A 17,744-nucleotide genomic window follows, 5' to 3' on the forward strand; every position below is an offset into this window, starting at 1 on the left:
GCAAGGACCGGGCTGGGAGATAAATTGATGCGGCGAGCGTCTATTCTCGCCATCGCCTTGGGCTGCGCCGCGGGGCCGGCGCTGGCGGCGCCGCAAGGCTCGCCGCGGCTTCCCACCGCCCAGGCGCTGGCCCAGGCCGCCTTCGCCCCCGGCTCCGCGCCCGCCGACAGCGACCCCATCGGCCGCCTGCTGGACCGTAACGCCGGCTGGGCGATCGGCGAGCCGGCCGCGGACACCATGAGGCTCGCGCTCGGCAAGTTCGCGTTCGGCGCCGGCGGGGTGGCCGTCGAGGTCGAGCCGCACGCGGACCTGGCGTTCGACTCGTTCGGATCCGGCTCGGCCGAGGCCGGCGCGACGGTGCAGCTCTCCCGGGCCGATCTCGCCGCCGAGCGGCTGAAGGCGCTGGGCGTGCGCGACGGCGCCGAGTTCGGCGACCAGGGCCGCTGGTACATCTTCGCCGCGGCGAGCGGCCGGGCCGTCGGGCTCAACATGCTGCACGGCGAGGCGGGCTGGAACCGCGCCGGCTGGTCGACCGATCCCACCTCCAAGCTGGTCGGCGACACCCAGGTGGGCGTCGGCTGGCGCAAGGGCGCGATCCAGACCTCGGTCGGCTTCGTGCACCGCGAGGTGAAGGGCGAGCACCTGCTGCAGGGCGTCGATCCGCACGCCGATTCGATGGTCGCGTTTTCGTTCTCCGTCCGGCCGCGGAAATAGAACCGCGGAAAACGCGGAAGCGCGCAGAAAAGATTCGCGGGTGCGCCGCACGGAGACGATCGAGCTCTGCGGCGAGGCCAAGCTCCAGTCCCCGCGGTCAGGCGACATGGGTCCCGGATCGGCCTTGCGGCCGTCCATACATGACAGGGGAGCGGCGCTTGTTCACAACATATTGGGGCGCGCGCCGCACTTCGCGCTAGATGTTGTCGGCGGCGGTGGTAGCGTGAAACCCGTCCGTCCGTTCATCCGAGGCCAAGTCCCGTGACCCAGTCGAAGCCCCTGCCCGGCCTGCTCACTCCGTCCTTCGCCTACAAGCCGTTCCGCTACCCGTGGGCCTACGAGTTCTGGAAGAAGCAGCAGCAGGTGCACTGGATCCCCGAGGAGATCCCGCTCGGCGAGGACTGCAAGGACTGGGCGGCCAAGCTGAACGACCGCGAGCGAAACCTGCTCAGCCAGATCTTCCGCTTCTTCACCCAGTCGGACGTCGAGGTGAACGACAACTACATGGAACGCTACGCCCGCGTCTTCAAACCCACCGAAGTGAAGATGATGCTGGCGGCGTTCTCCAACATGGAGACCATCCACATCGCCGCCTACGCCCTGCTGCTGGAGACCATCGGCATGCCGGAGGCGGAGTTCACCGCCTTCCTCGACTACCAGGCGATGCGCGACAAGCACGACTACATGCAGCAGTTCGGGGTCGAGACGAACGCCGACATCGCCCGGACGCTCGCCATGTTCGGCGGCTTCACCGAGGGGCTGCAGCTGTTCGCCAGCTTCGCCATGCTGATGAACTTCCCGCGCCACAACAAGATGAAGGGCATGGGCCAGATCATCTCCTGGAGCGTGCGCGACGAGAGCCTGCACTGCGAGGGGATGATCAAGCTCTACCACGCCTTCCAGGCCGAGACCGGCGCGGTGACCAAGGCGGTCGCCGCCGACATCGTCGACTGCTGCCAGACGGTGGTCGGGCTGGAGGACAAGTTCATCGACCTCGCCTTCGAGGCGGGCGAGGTGCAGGGCATGACGCCCGACGACATCAAGGCCTACATCCGCTTCATCGCCGACTGGCGCCTGCGCCAGCTCAACCTGCCGGAGGTCTATGGGGGCCGGCGCGAGAACCCGCTGCCGTGGCTGCAGTCGATGCTCTCCGGCGTCGAGCACGCCAACTTCTTCGAGGCCCGCGCGACCGAGTACTCGAAGGCCGCGACCCGCGGCCAGTGGCACGGCGAGGCGGGTGTGTGGGCGGAGTTCGATCGGGTGCAGGCCAAGCGCGCGGAGGGCGCGGCGGCGGGGTGAGCCCGCCCCCGCTCATCCCGGCGAAGGCCGGGATCCAAGCTGAGTCATTCCCAGATCCGCAAGTCGTAGCCGTTCCCGATGGGGTGGATTCCAAGCTCGCTGTGCACCGGCAGGCCGCCATGAGACCCAAGGCGGGTCGGGTTCGGGGCGAGCCGGTCGGCGACCCGCTGAACAAGCCGTCTTCGTTCACGACCCTTCCTCCTCGATAGAGAAGGGCGGGGATGGTGGTGTGAGCAGGGCGGTGACGGGAGGGCGTTCATTGGCTCCGGCGCCCACTCGCGAGCTTCGCCCCAGGTCAGAGGCGCCACCACCACCCCTGCCCCTCCTCCATCGAGGAGGAGGGGTGACATGGGCAGGCCGGCAGGCATGATGGCCGCCATGCGACCCAAGGCGGATTGGGATCGCGCGCGAAGCTAATCGTAGGGGGGAGGGTGCAATGGATTACTACCAAGGCGTGGTGGTCGAGTACTTGCGCGCCGATCGTGCCATGTTCGTGAACACCGAGTACTGCATTCAGATATCTGATGCGCTCAATCCAGGACCAGGCGAGCACTGGTTCTGCGACGCAGTCGCTTGCGACTTCCGGGCTCGCACCGTCTTCCTCTGCGAGATCAGCTTCAGCGCTTCTCTTGGCTCCATGATTCGGCGGCTGAAGGCCTGGCGGGACAATTGGGATGGTGTGAGAGCGGCTCTTCGCAGAGATGGTCGCGTACCTGACACCTGGGCCGTAAGGCCCTGGTGCTTCATCCCACAGCGAGAGGGACCGAAAGACCAGCTGGCCAAGCAATGCCAGGCGATTCAGGCAGTGGGGGCACCGGCCTTCGTGCCTAAGGTTCTGCCGTTGGAATTGGTGCAGCCTTGGCGCTACCGCTCATGGGATCGAGTGCGAGGCGAAGCACCAGCGAGGCCCCCCGCGATACCCGAGGTCATGTGGGATTGATTGCGGCGAAGCCCTTCCCCTCGATGGGGAAGGGTTGGGATGGGGTGAGCGCATTGCGGCGACGTTGTCGTTGGTGAGGGGTCGGCGCCACTCGAGCGCTTGCTGCGGCGCCGCGGCCGCGCCCCACCCCTGCCCCTCCCCATCGAGGGAAGGGGTGACAGGGGCAGGCCGGCAGGCCGCCATGAGACCCGAGGCGGATTGGGATCGGGGCCAACCGGTCGGCGACCCGCTGAATAACCCGTCTTCGTTCGAGACCCTACCTCCATCGAGGAGGAGGGGACGCGACATGGACGGACAGCTCGGAGCTTCCCTGACGCGGCGGCGGGTGGGTAGAGAGGGGCGATGAGCGCCACGAAGACCGCCGTATCGATCCCGCTGGAGCGCCTGGGTCCGGGCCGCTGGGCCACCGTGGCCGGGGCGGAGTGGGGCAATCCGGGCGGCGGGCTGTGGGGCGGCTATGCGATCGGGCTGTGCATCCGGGTGGTCGAGGCCGAGCCGCAGGCGGTGGGCGAGCCGCTGTCGCTGACGCTGACCTATGCCGCGGCGCTGCCCGCCGGCCCGCTCGACATCCGCACGCGCCGGCTGCGGCAGGGCGGCTCGGTGGGCGTCTGGGAGGTCGAGGTGCTGCCGGCCGGCTCGGACGAGGTGGGCGTGCATGGCATGGTGACGATGGCGAAGCGGCCGCGGACGCCGGATTTCGCCTTCGCGCAGATGCCCGACGCGCCCGATCCGGAGAGCCTGCCCGCGCCCGAGCCGCCGCAAGGGGCGGCGCTGCACTTCGGCGCCTCGGCGTTCGAGCGGCGCATGGGAGACGCCTTCCCGCCGACGCCCTCGGGGGATTCGCGCACGCTGGCCTGGGCGCGCTCCCGGCGGGGGCCGCTCGACAAGGCGCTGCTGGGCATGATGACCGACCACTCGGCGCCCAGGGCGATGTATGCGCTCGGCCGCAACGCGATGACCACGACCCTGACGCTGACCGCCTACCTGCACGCCACCGCCGAGGAGATCGCCGCGGTGGGCGACGACTTCATCCTGGTGGAGTGCGAGGGCCGGGTGGGCGGCGGCGGCGCCTCGGACGAGCGGTCGAGCTACTGGCGGCGCGACGGCAAGCTCTTGGCCACCAGCGAGCAGCTTGTCTGGTACCGCGAGGTGCGAAGGAACGCGCCGGAGTAGCGGAGCCTCAGACCTCCACGACCGCCTTGCCGACCGGCGTGAGCGCCAGGCCGGCGAGCTTCACATGCTGCCAGGCGAAGGGGATGCCGATGATCGTGATCGCCAGCCCGAAGGCCAGCACCAGGTGGTGCAGCGCCAGCCACCAGCCGGCGAGCAGCAGCCACAGGACGTTCAGCAGACAGCTCGCCGCGCCGTCGTCGCGGTCGATGACGATGCGGCCGAACGGCCAGTAGCTGAAGCCCGCCATGCGGAAGGCGGCGGGCGTCCAGGGCAGGCCGACGATGGTGATCGCCAGGAGGACGCCGGCCAGGATCCAGGCCGTGCCGGAGATCCAGCCGCCGAACACGAACCACAGGATATTGAGCAACAGCCGCATGGCGCCCTCCCAGGCCGGTCTAGCACAGGGCCGGGGAGGGCGCGCGCCGGCGGCTCAGCGATAGCGGGCGGCGCGATCGACATCGCGGTCGAGGTCGCGCAGGCGCTCGCGCAGGCGGTAGCGGGCGTCCGGCGGCAGGCGGTCGCCGCGCGCTTCGAAGATGCGGGCCTCGTCGGCGCGGATGTCGCGCAGCCGGCCCATCAGGTCGCGGGCCTCGCCGCGGTCGATCCGGCCGTCGCGCACGCCGTGGCGGATCTCCTCGTGGATGCGGTCCTCGTAGGCGCGCAGGTCCGGAGAGCCGGGCCGGTCGCCCCAGGCGCGGTCGTCGTCCCAATCGCCGCGCGGCGGCGGCGCGCGGTACTCGGCCGGGCGGTAATCGGCGGGGCGGCCCTCGACCCAGGCGCCGCGGCGGTCGTAGTAGCCCCAGGCGAGGTTGGGATCGACGGCGTTGGCGTGCCAGCCGCCGCGGTCGTCGTACCAGCCGTAGGCGTGGCGGCAGTCGGCCGGGCCCTTGGCGACCTGGTTGCCGATCACCGCGCCGGCGACGCCGCCGACCACGGCGCCGGTCGCGCGGTCGTGGTGGCCGGCCACCGAAGACCCGATCAGGGCGCCGGCGACCGCGCCGATCGCCGTGCCGGCGACGCGGTTCTGGGCCCGCTGCTCGCAGGTCTCCTGCGCCGCGGCGGCGGAGGGGATGACGACGGCGAGCGCAAAGCCCGCCAGCAGGATGTTGCGACGCATGGTGTTCTCCTCGTGGACGACGGCCACGCCGTCTGTAGGGGCAGGACCCTGCCGCGAACAAGCTGAACTGTGCAGGACGCGTTCGTTCAGCCGCGGTTCACCCGCCGGTGTGCGGGAATGTGGGCGCGGTGCACCGATCGGGCGCAGAACCGCCGATCACTCAACTGCCGCGCGCAACCGGAGGTTAACCTGTCCGGGTGTTCCATCGGCCCGCAAGAGGTCGGCGATGAACACCCGTTCGAACGCAAAGTCCGCACCCGGCGGCGGCGCCGAAGGCCAGGACCTGCTCGCCGCCCCCAACCTCTGGCTGCGCGCGGCGCTGGCGGCGCTGGTGGCGATCGCCGGCTGGCCGGTGGCGCCGGCGGCCTGGGTCACCGGCTGGCTGGCGGCGTGGACGCTGGTGAGCCTGAGCGAACAGGCCTTTGCGCGGCGGCGGGGCTTCGAGGCGCCGAGCGCCGTCGGCCTCGCCCTCACCTTCTCCCTGGCCGTCCTGGGCGCAGCGGCGGCCGCGGTGATGATCTCGCGCGGCGACGGCGGGGCGCGGCTGTTCGCCATCGCCCTGATCGGCTTCTCCACCGTCAATATCCTGCTGCGCTACTATTCGGCGCCGAAGATGCTGATGGCGGCGCTGTCGCCGCACCTCGCGGTGCTCGGCCTGGTGGCCGTCGGCATGACGGTGCGATCCGCACAAGCCGGCGACTGGCTGCGGGCCCTGACGCCGCCGGCGACGCTGGGGCTCTACGCCATGCTGCTCTGGCCGGCGCGCAACAAGCTGATGGCGGCCTGGCGCAGGCTCTCCGACGCCACCGCCGCCGCCGAGCAGGCGAGCCGCGCCAAGGACGAGTTCCTGGCCACCATGAGCCACGAGATCCGCACGCCGCTGAACGGCATCCTGGGCATGGCCCAGGCGATGCAGGGCGAATCCCTGCCCGGCAAGCAGATGGGCCGCCTTCGGATCATCCGCGGCTGCGGCGAGACCCTGCTGGCCATCCTCAACGACGTGCTGGACCTGGCGCGGATCGAGGCGGGCCAGCTGAAGATCGAGCGCGAGGCGTTCGACATGGAGCACATCGCGCGCGGCGCGGTGGCCCCGTTCGCCCACATGGCAGACCAGAAGGGCGTGGCGCTGAGCTTCTCGATCGAGGCGGCCGCGAAGGGTTCGTTCCTCGGCGACCGGGTGCGCATCCGCCAGGTGCTCTACAACCTGGTCTCCAATGCGGTGAAGTTCACCGACCACGGCAGTGTGGCGGTGGGAATCAGTCACGGGCCGGAGGGGCTCAGGCTGGAGGTGGCCGACAGCGGCGCGGGCATATCCGAGGAGACCCGCGCGCGGATCTTCGAGCGCTTCGTCCAAGGCGACGGCTCGTCCACCCGGCGGGTCGGCGGGACGGGGCTGGGCCTGGCCATCTGCCGCCAGCTCGTCGAGCTGATGGGCGGGACGATCGCGGTGGACAGCGCCGAGGGCCGCGGCTCGCTGTTCACGGTGACCCTGCCGCTGGAGCGGATCTCCGGGCCGCAGACCCTTGCGGCGCGCGAGGAGCCCGAGGCGCCGGCGGCCGCCGCCTCGCTGCGCATCCTGGCGGCCGAGGACAACGAGGTGAACCGCCAGGTGATCGCCGCCCTCCTGGACCAGGCGGGCCTGTCGCTGACGCTCGCGGCGGACGGATCCGAGGCGGTGGCCGCCTGGCGCGGCGGCGAGTGGGACCTGATCCTGATGGACATCCAGATGCCGGTGATGGACGGCGTCAGCGCCACGCGCCTGATCCGCTCGGAGGAAGCGGCCGGCGGCCGGCCCCGCACGCCGATCCTGGCGGTGACCGCCAACGCCCTGCCGGAGCAACAGGCCGAGTACCTAGCGGCCGGCATGGACGGCGTGGTGGCCAAGCCGCTGCAGATCGCGACGCTCTTCCGGGCCATCGAACGGGCGCTGGAGGGCGACACGGCCGGGGCGGCGCAGGCCGCCTGACCGCCACGCCTCGGAACCGAACCGTCGAATGACGGTTCTGGGCGCCATGACGCCGCAAGCCCTGAGAGACGAGGCGAACGCCGCCGAGACTGCGGCCGCCAGGCTCGCCCCCGGCCCGCAGCGCGAGTGGCTGCTGGCCAAGGCCGAGGCCCTGCGCCACGAGGCCGAGCGCATGGAGCAGCGGCTTTCGACCCGCGCGCGCCTGCTCAGGCCCGACGAGCGCGATCGGCCTTAGGGATCAGCCCGCCTTGCTGAAGCCGGCCGCGGCGAAGGCGCGCTCGGCGCCGGGCGCGGTGGCGGCGCGGATGAGGCGCTTCAGCGGCTCGAGCAGCAACGGCTTGGAGATCACCGCCTGGAAACCCAGGAGGCGGTAGTCCTCGCAGGCGCGGCTCATCACGTCGGCGGTGATGGCGATGACCGGGATCGCCGCGGTCTCGGGCGCGCCGGCGCGGAGCTGCGCCAGGAAACCCGGCCCGTCGAGGCCCGGCATGTGGATGTCGGAGATGATCAGGTCGAACGGCTCGAGAGCCAGCCGCGCCAGGCCTTCGGCCGCGGAGCTGGCCGCTTCCGCCGCATGGCCGAGCTCGACCAGGAGATGGTGCATCACCAGGCGGCTCACCGCGTCGTCGTCGACGTGCAGGATCTTCAGGCCGTCTCGCGCAGCGTCGTGGTGACGGACGTCCATGGGGCGCAGTCTCCCGCGTTCAGCCGCAGCCTGCGCGCGCCGTGGTGAAGGCCGCGCCAAGATTCACCATGAATCCCGTTATTTCCGTTCTCCGGTTACCCATTCTGAGGCGCCGGCGGTCCGGAGCCCCAGGCCGGGATCGGCGCCTCGATCTGGTTCTCCCACTTGGCGACCACGGCGGAGGCCACGGAGTTGCCGACCACATTGGTGGCCGAGCGGCCCATGTCGAGCAGGTGGTCGACCGCGAGGATCAGGATCAGGCCGGCCTCCGGCATGCGGAAATAGGCGAGCGTGGCGGCGATCACCACCAGCGAGGCGCGCGGCACGCCGGCCATGCCCTTGGAGGTCACCATCAGCAGCAGCAGCATGGTCACCTGCTGGGCGATCGACATGTGGATGCCGTAGACCTGGGCGATGAACAGGGTCGCGAAGGTGCAGTACATCATCGAGCCGTCGAGGTTGAACGAGTAGCCGAGCGGCAGGACGAAGCTCGCCACCTTGCGCGAGATCCCCCACTTCTGGAGCTCCTCCAGCGTCCGCGGATAGGCGGCTTCCGAGGAGGCGGTCGAGAAGGCCAGCAGCGCGGGGCTGCGGATCGCCGCCATCAGCTTGAGCGCGCGCGGACCCGCCACGGCGACGACGACCGCGACCAGCAGCGTCCACAGGATGGCCAGCGACAGGTAGAAGCCGCCCACGAACTTCGCGTAGGTCGCCAGGATCGACAGCCCCTGGGTCGCCACCGTCGAGGCCAGCGCGGCGAAGATCGCCAGGGGCGCGGTGCGCATCACGTAGCCGGTGACCTTCAGCATGATCGCGGCCACCTGCTCGATGAGCGCCAGCACCGCCGGCGCGCGGTCGTCGACGGAAGCCACCGCGGTTCCGACGAAGATCGAGAACACCACGATCTGCAGGATCTCGTTGTTGGCCATCGCCTCGATGATCGAGGCCGGCACCAGGTGGGTGACGAAGGCCCGGAGCGTGAACTTCGACATGTCCACCGCCGCGGCGGCCTTGCCGGCGTCCGGCGCGGTGAGCGAGAGCCCCGCGCCCGGCTGCAGCAGGTGGACCATGATCAGGCCGATGGTCAGCGAGACGATCGAGGCGCCGATGAACCAGCCCATGGTCTTGGCGCCGGTCCGGCCGATGGCGGCGGCGTCCTCCATGTGGGCGATGCCGGCGACGAGGGTCGAGAAGACCAGCGGCGCGATGATCATCTTGATCAGCCGCAGGAAGACGTCGGTGACGATCGACAGGTTCTCGGCGACGGCCTTGGCCTGATCGGGGCTGGCGTATCGGTTGAGCGCCCAGCCCACCGCCACGCCCAGGACCATGGCCGCGACGATCAGGCTGGTGAACAGGCGGTTCATGCGGCGGAGGCCCCCAAAGGCTCGGGCGCGCTTTGTGGCGGCGAAGCGGCGCCGTGTCCATCCCGCCCGGCCTGTGACGCCGGTCACAGCCGCGGTTCGGGGGCCGGCCTAAGAAGCTGACGTCGCGACCAGCGACACACCCCTCGAAGGAGCTTCCATCATGAACCGCTACAGCTTCACCGCCGCCGTCGCCGCGCTCAGCTTGGCGTCCGGCGCCGCCTTCGCCCAGACCGCCGACCAGATGGTCGTCAAGCTCGGCGACCTGAACCTCGGGACCCCGCAGGGCTCCGCCGTCGCCCTGAAGCGCATCGACAACGCCGCGACCCAATTCTGCGGCGGCGACCTGAGCCGCGACATCGGCCGGCGCCTCGAGCAGCAGAAGTGCGCCTCGCAAATGACCGCCCAGGCGGTCACCAAGCTCAACGTCCTGCAGGCCTCGACCGGCGCGCACCCCAGCATCATCGTCGCGAGCCGCACCGCTCGCTGACCACGCCCTCTCCCCGAGGGAGACCCGACGGCGCATCGTCTGTGATAATCTCACAGCCGGTGCGTCGGCGGGCTTTCTCGTTCCGCCGCGGCGCTTCCATGAGGACGCGGCATGGTCATGGCCAGCGAGACCCTCGAGCGGGTCGCGACGGCGCTCAAGGAGGGCGAAGTCTTGCGCGTGCTCTCGATGGAGGCGTGCCTCACGCTGGCCCGCGCCGGCGCCCCGCTCGACCTCGCGTCGGGGGCGCTGCTGTGCCAGGCGGGGGATCCGGGCGATGCGGTGTTCCTGATCCTCGACGGAGAGATCGAGATCCGCACCAGTCTCGGCGGCGGCCGCGACGTCCGCTTCGTGGCGTTCGGCCGCGGCGCCCTGATCGGCGAGATGGCCGTGATCGACGGCGGCCCGCGCTCGACCGACATGGCCGCGACTCGCCGGAGTCGGCTGTGGCGCATCCCGCGCGCCGCGCTGCTCGAGACCCTGGAATCCGAGCCCAAGGCGGCGGTCGCCCTGCTCGTGGTGCTGAGCGCCCGCCTGCGGCGCACGAATGCGGCGCTGGAAGCCATGGCCGGTCTGGACCTCGGCGGCCGGCTGGCCCGGTCGCTGCTCGCCGAGCAGAGCGCGCGCGGGCTGGTCGGACTGACCCAGTCGGAGCTCGCGCGGCGGGTGGGCGCCTCGCGCGAGAAGGTCAACCGCAAGCTCAACGAATGGGCGGGCCAGGGCTGGGTCGAGCTGTCGGCCGCGGGCGTGCGGCTGACCGCGCCGGATCGGCTGCAGGGGCTGGTGAGCGGCGGTCTCGACGGCTGAGCCCGCCCGGAGGGCGCCCGAGACAGGCGCGCATTTCGGGCATAATCATGCGAGTTCCTGGCCGATCGGGGCCGTTGTGGGGGATCCCATCCAATGCCGATGTTGCAGACCTACCTTGCGCAGCTGAACCGCGAGTTCCACCCCGATCGCATCGGGGCGTTCAAGGCCCAGCGGCAGCAGCACTTCGCGCCGGGGCGGCCGCTCGACCTGGCGTTCCTGGGCGACGAGAAGACGCCGCTGGGCCGCGCCTGGAAGACGCATTTCGAGACCATCCCCGAAAGCCTGCGCGAGGCGATCCGCGGGGTCATCCACTCGGCGCTCGCCGCCGATCCGCCGATCCCGCTGACCTTCGCCTGGGCGCCCGGCTACGACTATGAGCTCAACGTCTGGCACGCCCCCGACACGGACATGACCCGCGGCGGCATCACCATGCTGATCAAGACGCGCTATCCCGCCGACCGGCACCCGCAGGATCGCGCCGGCCGGCCGGCTAGCTGATCCGCTCCAGCAGGCTATCCCCGACGCCCGCGACCTTCAGGGCTTCGACGAAGCCGTCGCGGTCGGCGGGACGGGCGTAGGGCGACAGCCTCGGCACGCGCGTCCGGCGGGCGCGGTCCTGGTCCTCCGAGGCGAACGCCGCCTGCGCTTCCTCCAGCCGCCCGAGCCGCACCAGGCTCGCCGCGATCACGCCGGAGGCGCGCAGGTCGTGCAGGGCGGTGGCGCTTTCGGCGTGGCGGATGGCCGCCTCGTACTGGCCGGCGTGAAAGTGCGCGAGCGCCAGGAGCGAGCGCATGGCGCCGAGCTGCGGATCATAGGGGCTGTAGCGGATGCTCCGCTCGATGGGCCCGATGGCCTCGGCGGCGCGGCCGGAATAGACCAGCACCTGGCCCAGCCGGAAGTGGCCGAAGGCGAAGTTCGGGTTGAGCGCGATAGTCTTGCGCGCCTCCTCCAGCGCCTCGCGGTGGCGGCCGAGATAGAGCGAGGCGCCCGAGCAGGCGAAGTAGCCGTAGGCGTCGCGCGGATCGAGACGGATCGCCTTGCGGGCCACCTCGCGCGCCTCGGCCAGATCGGACAGCGGCCGTTCGGACCAGCCGTACACCGCCGCGCCATAGAACGCGCGCGCCAGGCCGATGTAGCCCAGGGGCAGGTCCGGGTCCCGCTCGATGGCGCGCCGGAAGAAGCCCACGGCCACCTTGCAGCTCTCCCGCGACACCTTGTTCAGGTGCCACATGCCGCGCTGGTAGAAGTCCAGGGCGTCGAAGTCGGCGAGGTCCTTGCGCGCGGTGCGCACGCCTTCGCTCTGCAGCATGGCCGGCTCGATCGCGCCCACCACGTGCTCGGTGATCTCGTCCTGCACGGCTAGGACGTCGGTCACCTCGCGGTCGTAGTTCTCGGCCCAGACGTGGGTCGCGTCGGAGGCTTCGATGAGCTGCGCGCTCACCCGCATCCGGGGCCCCGCGCGGCGCACGCTGCCCTGCAGCACGTAGCGGACGCCAAGGTCGCGGCCGACGCTGCTCACGTCGACCTCGCGGTCCTTGTAGGCGAAGCTCGAGTTGCGGCCGATGACGAAGAACCAGCGCCAGCGGGACAGCGCCGTGACGATGTCGTCGGTGACCGCGTCGGCGAAGTACTCCTGCTCCGGATCGCCGCTCATGTTGCGGAATGGCAGCACCACGATCGAAGGCTTCGAGGGCAACGGCAGCCGCGGCGTCGCGGCGGCCGGAGCCGGACCCTCGGCGCGGACGCGATAAACCTGCACCGAGCGCGGAATGTTCTTCAGCTGCTGCGGGCCCATGTCCTCGAACACCGCCTCGACGCGCCCCTGGGTGTCCTCCTGCACGCGGCTGGACACCAGCACGCCCCCAGGGTCGGCCATGGCCTGCAGGCGCGCGGCCACATTGACCCCGTCGCCGAACACGTCGCCCGCCTCGACCACCACGTCGGCGACGTGCAGGCCGATGCGGAAGAGCAGGCGCCGCTCCGGCGCCAGATCGGCGCTGCGCTCGGCCACGCCGGCCTGGATCTCGAGCGCGGCATGCAGGCCCGCCGCGGCGCTCGCGAAGGTCGCCAGAACACCGTCGCCCGTCGTCTTGATCACCTCGCCGCCGCGCCGGCCGACAGCAGGACGGATCACCTCGCCGAGAAGCGCGGCGAACCGGGCCAGGGCGCCCTCCTCGTCGGCGGCGACCAGGCGGCTGTAGCCCGCGACGTCAGCCGCCAGGATCGCGCTGAGGCGTCTTTCGCGCGTGGGCGCTGTCACTGCCGGGCTCTCCCCACCAGCAAGCTCGTCGACCTGCCGAACGGCTGTTCGAATCCAACATGGGCTGGCGAAGGGACGATGACAACATGAACGCCGCGGCAGTCGAGCGCGGTTTGTCTCGGCGCTCGCTTCCCGGGCGGGGCGCGATATAAGGCGACATGGCCCTGGACAGCACGGCCGCCGGCATCACCGACCGGCTGGAGGCGGAGTACCGCCGAAGCGTGGAGGCGTTGCGCATCGCCTTGCGGGCGTTCCTAGCCGAGGGAACGCCGCCCGATCCGAAGCTGCGCGCCGAAGCCGCCTTCAGCTATCCTGAGCTTCGCCTGCATTGGCCGGCGGGGCGGGCCTATCCGCGGATCGGCCGGGCCTTCGCCCGCATCGGTCTGCCTGGCCATTATTCGGTGACGGTCACCCGCCCGGACCTGTTCCGCGACTACCTGGTCGAGCAGCTTTCGCTGATCCAGCGGGATTTCGAGGTGGAGATCGAGGTCGGCCGTTCGGCGCAGGAGATCCCTTTCGCCTATGTGCTGGACGGGGCCGCCGACATCGAGCTCGCCGACCGCAGCTCGGCCGAGATCGCCCGCTACTTCCCGACCACCGAGCTCGCCTACATCGGCGACGAGATCGCCGACGGATCCTGGCTGACGCCCGGGGATTTGCCCCGCCCGCTGGCGCTGTTCGACGGGCTGCGCACCGACTTCTCCCTGGCCAGGCTGGCGCACTACACCGGCACGCCGGCCGAGCACGTGCAGCAGTACATCCTGTTCACCAACTACCACCGCTACGTCGACGAGTTCGTCCGCTGGGGCTGCGAGCAGCTCAAGCGCGGCGGCGCCTACAAGGCGCTCTCGGCGGCTGGCCAGGTCTACGTCACGGCGGAGACGCCCAATCCAGAGGCGCAGGTCGCCGCCGGCTCATGGCGCAAGCACCAGATGCCGGCCTACCACCTGATGGCCGACGGCCGCCGCGGGGTCACGCTGGTCAACATCGGGGTGGGCCCGTCCAACGCCAAGACCATCTGCGACCACCTGGCGGTGCTCAGGCCGCAGGCCTGGCTGATGATCGGCCACTGCGGCGGGCTGCGGGGCTCGCAGACCATCGGCGACTATGTGCTGGCCCACGCCTATCTGCGCGACGACAACGTGCTCGACCGGGTGCTGCCGCCGGAGATCCCGATTCCGCCGATCGCCGAGGTGCAGGTGGCGCTCAACGCCGCCGCCGAACGGGTGACGGGGGAAACCGGCGAGCTGCTGAAACGGCGCCTGCGCACCGGCACGGTGGTCACCACCGACGACCGCAACTGGGAGCTCCGCTATTCGTCCTCGGCCCAGCGGTTCAACCAGAGCCGGGCCGTCGCCATCGACATGGAGTCAGCCACCATCGCCGCCCAGGGCTACCGGTTCCGGGTGCCCTACGGCACCCTGCTCTGCGTTTCCGACAAGCCGCTGCACGGGGAGATCAAGCTGCCCGGCCAGGCGAACGCGTTCTACGAGCGGGCCATCGGCCAGCACCTGCAGATCGCCATCGCCACCGTCGACCTCCTGAAGGGCGAGGGCGCGCGGCTGCACTCGCGCAAGCTCCGCAGCTTCGACGAGCCGCCGTTCCGCTGAGGCGGTTTCGACCACGAAAGTCATGAAAGAACACGAACGGACGCCATCCGGAGTCGGAGGGGATCATGCGCCGCCTGCCGCTACTCGCTCTCGCCGCGACGCTCGTCGCCGGAACCGCGTTCGCCGCTCCTTATCGTGCGCCGCACACGGCCTATGGAGCGCCCGACCTTCAGGGGATCTGGACCAACTCGGCGCTGACCTTCCTGGAGCGGCCGCCGATCTTCAAGGGCCTGATCGCGACGCCTCAGGAGGAGGCGATGGTGATCGCAGGCTTCAGGAAGATGGTGGGCGGCCTGCTGGAACCGAGCGTCGATCCGAAGCTGCCGGCGCCGCCGGAGGTGAAGAACGCCCCGCAGGCCGACATCCTGGAGATGGACTTGCACCTGGGCCGCATCGACGGACAGATGCGCTCGTCATGGGTGGTCGACCCGGCGGACGGCAAGATCCCCTACAACCAGGCTGGCAAGGCGGCCCTCAAGGCCGCTGACAGGCACTCCTACGACGGGCCCGAGTCGCGGCCTGCGGAAGAGCGCTGCCTGATCGCCATCGGCTCGCCCGACGGGCCGCCAATGATGAACACCGGCTTCAACGCCAATTACCAGATCGTCCAGACCAAGGACTCCGTGGCCATCGAGATCGAAATGAACCACGACGTGCGGATCATCCGGCTCGACCCCCAACGCCGGCACATCCCGGCCGAGATCCGCCCCTGGCTGGGGGATTCGGTGGGCTGGTGGGAGGGCGACACCCTGGTCATCGAGACGACCAACTTCGAGCCCCGCTCACACGTCTCCTCGCTGAACGGCGACATCGTCTATTCGCCGCAGGCGAAGCTCATCGAGCGGTTCACCCGCACGGGGCCCGGGGAGATCCTGTACCAGTTCGGCGTCGACGACCCGGCCTATCTGACCAAGCCCTGGCGCGCCGAGATGCCGATGCGCGCGACCAAGGGGCCGATCTACGAATACGCCTGCCACGAGGGCAACTACTCGCTCCCCAACGCTCTTGCGGGCGCCCGCTATCAGGAGGCCCATCCCGCCGCGCCCGCCACTCCGGCAGCGATGCCATAGCCGTCTCGATCCGCCGGCCGAAGCGGGTTACAGGATCGGCCGATGAGCCGGCACATCGACTTCGACGGGATCGAGAACTTCCGGGATTTCGGGGGCTATCCGACGACCTGCGGCCGCGGCCTGAAATCCGCCCGGCTCTACCGGTCCGGCGCGCACCACATGGCGAGCGAGGCCGACCTCGCCCGGCTGCGCGGACTGGGGGTCAGCGTCGTGGTCGACCTGCGCCAGCCGCACGAGCGCAAGCGCGAGCCGTCGCGCCGCTGGGCGGGCTTCGACGCGGCGGTGATCGAGAACGACATCGTCTCGGAACATCCCGACTGGCTGGACAAGCTGAAGCTCTGCGACCTGAGCGCCGGCTGGTTCTTCGAGGACACCCGCAACTACTACCGGCTGACGCCCTTCGAGGCCCGCTACACCCATCTCTACAGCGCCTACTTCCGGGCGCTCGGCGAAGCGGAGGGCGCGGTCATCGTCCATTGCGCGGCCGGCAAGGACCGCACCGGCATCGCCTGCGCGCTCACCCATCACATCGCCGGCGTGCATCCCGACGACATCATGGCCGACTTCCTGCTGACCAACGACGAGACGCGGATCGAGCGCAAGATGGCCGCGCTGGAGCCCTACTTCGCCGCGCACCTGGGCCGCACCGCGAGCCCGGAGGCCGTGCGCACTGCGGTTTCCGTCTTCCCGGAGTACCTGGAGACCGCGTTTGCGAGCATGCGTGAGCGCTACGGCTCGGTGGAAGCCTATCTGGAGCAGGCGCTGGGGGTCGATCGGGCCCTGCGCGAACGCATCCGCCACCGGTTGCTGGACGGCTGAGATGCATGCGCCCGCCGCAGTCTCCGCAAACCGCGACGGGCGCAATCAGGGACAGACCTCCAGAGGAAGGCCCGCATTCAGAATTGCGTGCGCCGCGCGAGGCGCCTAATCACCACGCCGTGAATCACGGAGTGATGATGCAAAGCTTCCAACCGCCGCGCCGGATCCTGATGGGGCCCGGCCCCTCCGATGTCAGCCCGCGCGTGCTGGCGGCGCTCGCCAGGCCGACGATCGGCCACCTCGATCCCGAGTTCCAGGCGCTGATGGAGGAGATCAAGGCCGCGCTGCAGCGGCTGTTCAACGCCCCCGAGCACGCCTGCGTGCCGCTGCCCGCGCCGGGCACCGCCGGCATGGAGGCGGCGATGATGAACCTGCTGGAGCCGGGCGAGCGGGCGGTGATCGCGGTGAACGGCGCGTTCGGCGGGCGGATGGCCGACATGGCCGGCCGCGCCGGGGCCAGCGTGGTCACGATCGACCACGAGTGGGGCCAGCCGGTCGATCCGAAGAAGGTGGAGCCGGTGCTGGCCGCGGCGCCGACCAAGGTGCTGGCCTTCGTGCACGCCGAGACCTCGACCGGCGCGCGGACCGATCCCGGCCCGCTCTGCGCCATCGCCCGCAAGCACGGCGCGCTGAGCGTCGTCGACTGCGTGACCTCGCTGGGCGGCATCGCGGTGGACGTGGCCGGCTGGGACGCCGACGTGGTCTATTCCGGGACCCAGAAGTGCCTCTCCGCGCCGCCGGGGCTGGCGCCGATCGCGCTCTCGAAGCGGGCGCAGGCGGCGATCTCCGGCCGCCGGGAGAAGGTCAGGAACTGGCTGCTCGATTTCAACCTCCTGATGTCCTACTGGGGCGGCGAGGGCGGCCGGACCTATCACCACACCGCCCCGATCAACGCCCTCTACGGCCTGCACGAGGCGCTGGTCGCGCTGTTCGAGGAGGGGCAGCAGGCGGCGATCGTGCGCCATGCGCGCGTGCACGAGGCCTTCGCGGCGGGACTGGAGGCGGTGGGGCTCGCCATCCTGGTCGACCCCGCCCACCGCCTGCCGCAACTGAACGCCGTGGTCGTGCCCGAGGGGATCGACGAGGCCGCAGTGCGGGCCCACGTGCTGCAAGCCTGGGACCTGGAGATCGGCGCGGGCCTGGGGCCGCTGAAGGGCCGCATCTGGCGCATCGGCCTGATGGGCGCCTCGGCCACCCCCTGGCACGTGCGGCTGTGCCTGACCGCGCTTTGCCAGGCGCTCGGCGCGCAGGGCCGGACGGCCGATGCGGCGGCGGCGGTCGCCGCGGCCGAGAAGAAGCTGGCCTGAATTCTGCCGCTCCCCTCCACGGCAAGGGGGGCGGCCCGGGACGACATGGAGGATGGCCGTGCGGGAACGCAGCGTCTAACGTCCGCCGCAAACCGCCTGTCCAACAAGGGCGGACCCGGGGAGACG

The 17,744-nt window shown here is 70.7% G+C and carries 17 protein-coding genes; 12 read left to right on the forward strand and 5 right to left on the reverse strand.

What is annotated here, in order from left to right; all coding sequences use genetic code 11:
• Positions 1–27: 27 nt before the first annotated feature.
• From VLI41_RS07295 to VLI41_RS07305, 3 genes are all read left to right on the forward strand, one after another.
• Positions 28–714: a hypothetical protein gene (locus VLI41_RS07295; protein WP_325267409.1), complete on the forward strand. Its 687-nt coding sequence runs from the start codon at positions 28–30 to the stop codon at positions 712–714.
• 261 nt (positions 715–975) lie between these two features.
• Positions 976–2,013, forward strand: coding sequence for a ribonucleotide-diphosphate reductase subunit beta (locus tag VLI41_RS07300; protein ID WP_325267410.1), 1,038 nt, complete (start codon positions 976–978; stop codon positions 2,011–2,013).
• A 1,282-nt stretch (positions 2,014–3,295) separates the two neighbouring features.
• A complete protein-coding gene (locus tag VLI41_RS07305; protein ID WP_325267411.1) occupies positions 3,296–4,126 on the forward strand; it encodes a thioesterase family protein in 831 nt (276 codons plus the stop codon).
• A 7-nt stretch (positions 4,127–4,133) separates the two neighbouring features.
• On the opposite strand, the gene VLI41_RS07310 is transcribed toward VLI41_RS07305, so the two are convergent.
• Together VLI41_RS07310 and VLI41_RS07315 are read right to left on the reverse strand one after the other, a co-directional pair.
• Complete coding sequence (locus VLI41_RS07310; RefSeq protein ID WP_325267412.1) at positions 4,134–4,502, reverse strand: YccF domain-containing protein; 369 nt, start codon at positions 4,500–4,502, stop codon at positions 4,134–4,136.
• 54 nt (positions 4,503–4,556) lie between these two features.
• Entirely contained in the window at positions 4,557–5,243 is a 687-nt protein-coding gene (locus VLI41_RS07315; protein ID WP_325267413.1) for a glycine zipper 2TM domain-containing protein, read from the reverse strand.
• A gap of 226 nt (positions 5,244–5,469) precedes the next feature.
• On the opposite strand from VLI41_RS07315, the gene VLI41_RS07320 reads away from it, so the two are divergent.
• Together VLI41_RS07320 and VLI41_RS07325 are read left to right on the forward strand one after the other, a co-directional pair.
• Positions 5,470–7,209 (forward strand): ATP-binding protein, encoded by a 1,740-nt coding sequence (locus tag VLI41_RS07320; RefSeq protein ID WP_325267414.1) that lies wholly within the window; start codon positions 5,470–5,472, stop codon positions 7,207–7,209.
• 28 nt (positions 7,210–7,237) lie between these two features.
• Positions 7,238–7,444 (forward strand): hypothetical protein, encoded by a 207-nt coding sequence (locus tag VLI41_RS07325; protein WP_325267415.1) that lies wholly within the window; start codon positions 7,238–7,240, stop codon positions 7,442–7,444.
• A gap of 3 nt (positions 7,445–7,447) precedes the next feature.
• On the opposite strand, the gene VLI41_RS07330 is transcribed toward VLI41_RS07325, so the two are convergent.
• Together VLI41_RS07330 and VLI41_RS07335 are read right to left on the reverse strand one after the other, a co-directional pair.
• Positions 7,448–7,894, reverse strand: coding sequence for a response regulator (locus tag VLI41_RS07330; RefSeq protein WP_325267416.1), 447 nt, complete (start codon positions 7,892–7,894; stop codon positions 7,448–7,450).
• 95 nt (positions 7,895–7,989) lie between these two features.
• Positions 7,990–9,261: a dicarboxylate/amino acid:cation symporter gene (locus tag VLI41_RS07335; RefSeq protein ID WP_325267417.1), complete on the reverse strand. Its 1,272-nt coding sequence runs from the start codon at positions 9,259–9,261 to the stop codon at positions 7,990–7,992.
• 160 nt (positions 9,262–9,421) lie between these two features.
• On the opposite strand from VLI41_RS07335, the gene VLI41_RS07340 reads away from it, so the two are divergent.
• From VLI41_RS07340 to VLI41_RS07350, 3 genes are all read left to right on the forward strand, one after another.
• On the forward strand, positions 9,422–9,748 hold the full coding sequence (locus tag VLI41_RS07340) for a UrcA family protein (RefSeq protein WP_325267418.1): 327 nt from the start codon (positions 9,422–9,424) through the stop codon (positions 9,746–9,748).
• Between the two features lie 111 nt (positions 9,749–9,859).
• On the forward strand, positions 9,860–10,552 hold the full coding sequence (locus VLI41_RS07345; RefSeq protein WP_325267419.1) for a Crp/Fnr family transcriptional regulator: 693 nt from the start codon (positions 9,860–9,862) through the stop codon (positions 10,550–10,552).
• A 93-nt stretch (positions 10,553–10,645) separates the two neighbouring features.
• A complete protein-coding gene (locus VLI41_RS07350) occupies positions 10,646–11,050 on the forward strand; it encodes a hypothetical protein (protein WP_325267420.1) in 405 nt (134 codons plus the stop codon).
• On the opposite strand, the gene VLI41_RS07355 is transcribed toward VLI41_RS07350, so the two are convergent.
• Entirely contained in the window at positions 11,043–12,812 is a 1,770-nt protein-coding gene (locus VLI41_RS07355) for an adenylate/guanylate cyclase domain-containing protein (protein WP_325267421.1), read from the reverse strand. The two genes, VLI41_RS07350 and VLI41_RS07355, sit on opposite strands and share 8 nt — an antisense overlap.
• A 158-nt stretch (positions 12,813–12,970) precedes the next feature.
• On the opposite strand from VLI41_RS07355, the gene VLI41_RS07360 reads away from it, so the two are divergent.
• From VLI41_RS07360 to VLI41_RS07375, 4 genes are all read left to right on the forward strand, one after another.
• Positions 12,971–14,422 (forward strand): AMP nucleosidase, encoded by a 1,452-nt coding sequence (locus tag VLI41_RS07360; RefSeq protein ID WP_325267422.1) that lies wholly within the window; start codon positions 12,971–12,973, stop codon positions 14,420–14,422.
• A gap of 65 nt (positions 14,423–14,487) precedes the next feature.
• Positions 14,488–15,492, forward strand: a complete 1,005-nt coding sequence (locus VLI41_RS07365) for a hypothetical protein (RefSeq protein ID WP_325267423.1) — start codon at positions 14,488–14,490, stop codon at positions 15,490–15,492.
• Between the two features lie 42 nt (positions 15,493–15,534).
• Complete coding sequence (locus VLI41_RS07370) at positions 15,535–16,311, forward strand: tyrosine-protein phosphatase (protein ID WP_325267424.1); 777 nt, start codon at positions 15,535–15,537, stop codon at positions 16,309–16,311.
• Positions 16,312–16,445: 134 nt separating this feature from the next.
• Positions 16,446–17,618 carry an alanine--glyoxylate aminotransferase family protein gene (locus VLI41_RS07375; RefSeq protein WP_325267425.1) on the forward strand — a complete coding sequence of 391 codons (1,173 nt, stop codon included), beginning with the start codon at positions 16,446–16,448 and terminating at the stop codon, positions 17,616–17,618.
• The last annotated feature ends 126 nt before the right edge of the window (positions 17,619–17,744 follow it).

Source organism: Phenylobacterium sp. (genome assembly GCF_035475775.1).
Classification (GTDB): Bacteria; Pseudomonadota; Alphaproteobacteria; order Caulobacterales; family Caulobacteraceae; genus Phenylobacterium.